We start from the raw sequence: 6,375 nt of genomic DNA, 5'->3' as shown, positions 1-6,375 counted from the left end.
TTTCATGTACTTATATTAACAATCAAAACTCAAGGAAAATAGTCCTTAGTTAAATCAAACGACACTTCATGTCGTGTCGCTTATATCTCTGACCTGAAGGACTGAGTTTTACGCTCCATTTGATAAATGATTACACATTGAATAATTCAACCCCACTCGCCACCATCCTCTGAGCAAAAATCCTTTTCCCTGTTTCACGCTCACCTTCCAACACCAACTCAGGTAAATTCAATTCACGCTGAATCTTTAAAATCATTTCATGCAAAGGCTGAGCTTGGTTATTGCTGCAAATATATGATGGTTCTGGATGTTCCACGTGAAGTAAATGTGCCAAAAAACCTGCCAAATCATCAATATGAATCCGATTTGACCAATGTATATTCGGGTAACTTTGTGTGCTTTCCGCAAGTTTGAGCATGCGTGCAGTCGAAGTGCCATAAATACCCGAAGGACGTACGATCACACATTGTTCAGGATAAGCCTGTTGCCACAAGTGTTCCATCTGCAACAACAACTGCCCTTGTACATCATTCGGCTTAGGCACAGTATCATCATCAATACATTCACCTGCGTTTTCGCCATAAACCCGTGTAGATGACACCACAATAATTCGCTTTACAGGATGATCTTTTAATGCAGCGACAATCGGCTGCACAGAATCTACATAAGTCTGTTGATACGCTTCTACAGAACTCAAAACCGTATTCCGAGATGGTGCAAGTAATACATAAACGGCATCAACAGGTTGAGTCTGTGATAAATCGAGCTGTTGAATATCTTGAAGCAAATGCGTCATATCAGGATCTGTTTTCGGACTGCGGCTAATTGTGGTAATTTGATGACCGAGCGTAAATAGTTGTTTTGCAACACGCTGCGATGTTTTACCATAACCAATAAATAGAATATGCATTCAGCACCTAATCATAGCATTTGAAGTTGAGGGGACATGGCTGCAGTCCATCAGTTGCAAGGGGTAGGCTCTGCCTCTGCTGCATTACTCGAAAAACTAAATATTTTCACCACAGATGACTTGTTGTTTCATCTACCGCGTGACTATGAAGATCGTAGCACGATCATCCCCATGAACCAATTAAACGTGGGACGTAGCTATTTACTCGAAGGTGTGGTCAAAGGGGTCGATTTTCCACCGGGTAAACGCAAGTCGATGGCGGTCAATTTAGAAGATGAATTTGGCAAAATTACCTTACGTTTTTATCATATTTATAAAGGTATTACAGATCGTGCCAAACTTGGCAATCGTTTAAGAGTATTTGGCGAAGTACGGGTTGGAGCACGTGGTCTGGAAATGTATCACCCCGAATTACAACTGATTACTGAACATACCCCACTGCCTAAAACCCAACTGACCGCTATTTACCCAAGCACCGATGGGCTGACCCAAGCCAAATTACGTGAATACGTCAAACAAGCTTTGGCACAGCATAGCGATGATTTGCCTGAACTCTTGCCTGAAAAAATGACCAATGGCTACGCACTCAAACAGGCGCTGGATTATATTCACCATCCACCTTTAAATGCCAATATGCTGCAATTGGCACAAGGCTCTCACCCTGCACAGCAACGCCTGATTTTTGAAGAATTGGTGGCGCATCAAGTCAGTTTACTAACCCGACGGGCTTATATTCAGCAAATTGCCTCACCTGCATTTTCCCCAAGTCAAAAACTAGCACCTGCGTTACTCGGTAACATGCCATTTCAAATGACAGGCGCACAGCAACGGGTTTCGCAAGAAATCATGCAGGATTTGCAGGGTAATAAACCCATGCTGCGCTTGGTACAAGGTGATGTAGGTGCAGGTAAAACCTTGGTCGCTGCAGTCGCAGCCTGTCATGCCCTAGAAGAAGGCTGGCAAGTCGCGCTGATGGCACCCACTGAAATTTTGGCAGAACAACATTATCTGAACTTTCAAAAATGGTTTGAGCCGTTGGGCTTAACAGTGGCGTGGTTGTCTGGCAAGCAAAAAGGCAAAGCACGGGCAGCGGCTGAACTGAGCATTCAAGATGGTAGCGCCAATTTGGTGGTTGGGACACATGCGTTATTTCAGGACAATGTGCAATTTGCCAAATTGGGTTTGGTGATTATTGACGAACAACACCGTTTTGGGGTCGATCAACGTCTGGCTTTGCGCAATAAGGGTGCCAATCATACTACACCGCATCAATTGGTGATGACTGCAACGCCTATTCCACGTACCTTAGCCATGTCCGCCTATGGCGATTTGGATACTTCGGTGATTGATGAACTACCGCCAGGGCGTACGCCTATTCAAACGGTGACCATTCCGCTAGATCGGCGTGAAGAAGTCTTACAACGTATTGCCAGCAATTGTGCCGAAGGCAAACAAGCCTATTGGGTCTGTACCTTGGTGGAACAATCGGAAACCTTAGATGCACAAGCTGCCGAAGTGACTTTTGCTGAAATTAAAGAACGCTTTCCTGAACTGAATATTGGGTTGGTACACGGTAAAATGAAAGCCGATGAAAAACAAGCCGTCATGCGGCAATTTAAAGACAATCAATTACAGTTGCTGATTGCCACCACAGTAATTGAGGTCGGGGTCGATGTACCGAATGCTTCAATTATGGTGATCGAAAATGCCGAGCGTTTAGGACTTTCACAGCTACATCAGCTACGTGGACGAGTCGGACGGGGTGCCAAAGCCAGTTTTTGTGCCTTGTTGTATAAAAATCCACTTTCGCAAAATGGACAAGAACGCTTGCGGATTATGCGCGAAACCAACGATGGTTTTGTGATTGCAGAAAAAGATTTAGAACTGCGTGGCCCTGGGGAACTTTTAGGAACCAAACAAACGGGAGATATGGGCTTTCGGGTGGCTAAATTAGAACGGGATGATCATTTGCTGGCACAGGCGCATCATGTGGCACAGCAAATTTTAAACGATTATCCTACACATGCCGAAGCTTTGCTAAAACGCTGGCTGCCTGAGGCACCACGTTATGCCTATGTTTAAACGGATTGCAGTCCTAAGATGACTCAGCCGATCAATCTACTACAATGCGGCATACAATGGCTGCGCCAACTGCAACCGTGTCAGCTCTGCCATAGCGACACGCAATGGCAACATTCGGTCTGTCAAACCTGTTGGCAACAATTGCCGTGGCGTAGCCAAGCGGTACAACGACAAGAAATGCAGATTCAAGTCACTTTTGATTATCACTATCCAATTAATCGCATCATTCAACAATTTAAATATGAACAGCAGTTACATTACCAACTACTTTTGGCAGGTGCGCTAAAACAACTGTCTTATCCTAAAATTCAAGCCATTGTACCGATGCCAATTTCCACTGCCCGCTTGACTGAACGCGGCTACAATCAATCTTTATTGTTGGCAAAAGGACTGGCACAACATTTAAATGTCCCGATTTGGCAACCTGTGACCCGCTTGCAACAACATGCGCAAAAAGGCTTAAGTCGCTTAGAACGATTGGAAGACATCCAACAGCAATTTCAAATTCAGACTGCGCCTAAAATCCGTTATCGTCGGGTTTTAATTGTGGATGATGTGGTCACAACGGGCAGTTCAATTCATGCACTCAAACAGCAGTTACTCAAGCTCGGCTGTCAAAAAGTCGAAGCAGTCTGTCTAGCCAGTGCTGAATAAAAAACAAAACTATTCAGGCGAATATGCTTAGCGCATTAAAAAATTGCACTTGAAATATAGACGAATGATCAACAGCTCTTAATTTTGTTGTAAATATTGTCTTAACCATGGCATCACCACTTCATGGGTTAGCGGTGCTAACAAAGTATCTTGATCATCCAAATCCACCCACTTCATTTCGGCAATTTCAGCAGCAATTTTTGGTGCCTGGTCTAGCTGCACCCAATACACATAACTGACCAAACGACAGTCAGGTTCATTGGCTGTTGCTGTTTCATAGCGTCCAATAAATTGTTGAATTTGCGCCTGACAGCCAATTTCTTCGGCAATTTCTCGCAACATGGTCGTTTCAGGTGCTTCATTGGGTTCTAATTTGCCACCGACCTGCATAAAACACGCAGTGTGCTGTTTACGCACCACCAATAACTGCTGTTTAGCATTTAAAATAATTGCAGCCGCAACGGTAATGATGTTGTTGATCTCAGCCATTTTATTTCGCCAGTTCCTGCTGCACCCACTCTAGCTCAGGTACTTCCCATTTCATTTCAGGGACACGATATTGTTCAAATTGCTGCAAAATATTGTCAATACAATTCGATACTATCAATGCCTCACAAAAACGTGGCTGAGTAAAACCTTTTTCAGAGGTCTGTCTTAAAAACTTTAGCAAATCATCATAAAAGCCATCTACATTTAAAAAAGCACAGGGTTTTGAGTGAATTCCTAATTGTGCCCACGTCCATTGCTCAAAAATTTCTTCTAAAGTTCCCGAACCACCCGGCAAAGCAATAAAGCCCTCGGCTAATTCTGACATTTTTATTTTGCGAGCATGCATGTTTTCAACAATGTGTAATTCTGTCAAATGCGGATGCGCCAATTCATGCTCTGCCAAACTTTCAGGCATAACGCCAATTGCACGACCACCTGCGGCCAAAGTACTATCTGCCACCACACCCATTAAGCCTGAGCGCCCACCGCCATAAATTAAAGTTTTGCCTTGTGCAGCCAGTGTTTCACCCACTTTTCGTGCATTTTCAACAAAAACTGAATCTTTTCCTGGGGCAGAACCACAGAAAATAGCAATTGACGACATCATTTTTTCACCATGTTATCTGGCTGTCATGCCATAAAATTAAACTTCAGGGAGATTTTTAAATAAAATAGCATTCTGAGCAGTGTATTTAGTAAGATCCTTGTCTAAAATACACCCATCCACAAAACCCATACTGCGCAAGGAGAAAAGACGAATGCTTGAAGCCTTTTATGCCACAGAGCGCGGTAGTCTGGAAGATGCCACCATTAACGGTGGTTTTGATTTGCATCCAGATCTGGTCTGGATTGACCTAATTGCCCCTTCACAAGAAGAACAGCAATGGGTACTAGACGCATACTCACAAAATTTACCGACCTTAAAATCTTTGGAAGATATTTCATCTTCAGCGCGATTCTACCGCGATGATGACGGTATTTTACACATTAGTACCTATTTTTTAACTAAAAATAAAAACTATCAAGTCGATGGCGAAACTGAAGACAATTCCAGTATTTTAGCCACTGTGCAAACCGTCGCCTTTATTTTACATAAAGAACACTTGTTTACCCTACGTGGTGAAAAATTAGTGGCGTTTCGGGCATTTCGGGCGCGTGCACGACGTAACGACTACGAAATTGACTATAAAGACCCGACTTGGGTGCTTTTAGGCTTGCTTGAAGCCAAACTGGACGAACTTGCGGATATCTTAGAAGATATCCACAAGGACTTGGAAAAGTATTCCACAGAAGTTCTGAATAACCGTCATCGTGAGCAAATTTTAGACCTCGATGACATGATTACCCGACTGGCACAATTAGAAGACATGCTTGGAAAAGCGCAATTGTGTTTGATTGATTTACGTCGTGTCCTGACCTTTTTGGCACGTCCGCGTGCGTTGGGTAGTCATATTTACGATGCCGACATTCGAGAACTCAGTGAAGATGTACGCTCACTGGTCGAACACGATGCCTTCTTATTCCAAAAAGTGCGCTTCTTGCTCGATACCACTTCAGGCTTCATTAACACCGAACAGAACGACACGATTCGTCGATTCTCGATTTTACCGAGTATGTTAGCGCCACCGATGCTAGTTGCCAGTGTTTATGGCATGAACACCGACGTGTTACCTTTTGCCAAAGGCACCACCAGTTTTATAGTGGTCAGTATTATTTTAATTGGCTTCTTTATTGGCCCATTAATTTACTTTAGATGGAAAAAATGGATTTGATGCCTTTTATTCCCTCTCTTTTTAGGCATAGGTATCTACACATCTTTAGGTACCTAGTGCAATGGTTGCGATTTCATTCAGTTCATCTATTGAATATTCTGAGAGCAGTTGAAGAGTATTTAGTAAAATCGAGAGTCCTGCCAATATGGCAGGCGCACTCTCTATCTTGCCTCTTTTCTGCTGTCTACCTGAAAGCCTAGTCAAAAATGCACGGACTTTCTGATTTTGCTCATCTGTACAACGCTGCACTCTCCACGTCAACACACAAGCCATACAACTGATCAGCAAACGCCTTAAAATCGCTTCTGGGGTAGTCTGAAGCCATGACTCAATATCATGACCTGCTTGCTTGAGAAGTTTGAAATAACATTCGATTGACCAACGCCAGTAATACCAAGTTGTCAATTCCACTGCGGTAATCTCGGTTGATACATTGCTGATCAATGACCATCTTGCAACTGTCTTATC

6 protein-coding genes and 1 pseudogene are annotated in these 6,375 nt (G+C 43.4%); 3 read left to right on the top strand and 4 right to left on the bottom strand.

Annotation, left to right across the window (positions count from 1 at the left end):
* Positions 1-130 precede the first annotated feature (130 nt).
* Positions 131-910 (bottom strand): NAD-dependent epimerase/dehydratase family protein, encoded by a 780-nt coding sequence (locus tag FTU71_RS14225; RefSeq protein ID WP_004974669.1) that lies wholly within the window; start codon positions 908-910, stop codon positions 131-133.
* Positions 911-946: 36 nt separating this feature from the next.
* On the opposite strand from FTU71_RS14225, the gene recG reads away from it, so the two are divergent.
* Positions 947-2,992: an ATP-dependent DNA helicase RecG gene (recG, locus tag FTU71_RS14220; RefSeq protein ID WP_096901039.1), complete on the top strand. Its 2,046-nt coding sequence runs from the start codon at positions 947-949 to the stop codon at positions 2,990-2,992.
* 18 nt (positions 2,993-3,010) lie between these two features.
* A complete protein-coding gene (locus FTU71_RS14215; protein ID WP_096901038.1) occupies positions 3,011-3,646 on the top strand; it encodes a ComF family protein in 636 nt (211 codons plus the stop codon).
* A gap of 78 nt (positions 3,647-3,724) precedes the next feature.
* Here FTU71_RS14215 and FTU71_RS14210 read toward each other — a convergent pair whose 3' ends face one another.
* Together FTU71_RS14210 and FTU71_RS14205 are read right to left on the bottom strand one after the other, a co-directional pair.
* Positions 3,725-4,135, bottom strand: coding sequence for an NUDIX domain-containing protein (locus FTU71_RS14210; RefSeq protein WP_096901037.1), 411 nt, complete (start codon positions 4,133-4,135; stop codon positions 3,725-3,727).
* A 1-nt stretch (position 4,136) separates the two neighbouring features.
* Positions 4,137-4,739 carry a TIGR00730 family Rossman fold protein gene (locus FTU71_RS14205; RefSeq protein ID WP_096901050.1) on the bottom strand — a complete coding sequence of 201 codons (603 nt, stop codon included), beginning with the start codon at positions 4,737-4,739 and terminating at the stop codon, positions 4,137-4,139.
* 154 nt (positions 4,740-4,893) lie between these two features.
* On the opposite strand from FTU71_RS14205, the gene FTU71_RS14200 reads away from it, so the two are divergent.
* Positions 4,894-5,907 carry a CorA family divalent cation transporter gene (locus tag FTU71_RS14200; RefSeq protein WP_096901036.1) on the top strand — a complete coding sequence of 338 codons (1,014 nt, stop codon included), beginning with the start codon at positions 4,894-4,896 and terminating at the stop codon, positions 5,905-5,907.
* Between the two features lie 45 nt (positions 5,908-5,952).
* Here FTU71_RS14200 and FTU71_RS14195 read toward each other — a convergent pair.
* Positions 5,953-6,375: pseudogene (locus FTU71_RS14195) on the bottom strand (transposase); the annotation flags it as partial.

It is taken from the genome of Acinetobacter sp. YH12136, assembly GCF_013418545.1.
GTDB lineage: Bacteria > Pseudomonadota > Gammaproteobacteria > Pseudomonadales > Moraxellaceae > Acinetobacter > Acinetobacter towneri.
Note: the sequence above shows the minus strand (reverse complement) of the source record. Positions and strands in the feature narration are given on the sequence as shown.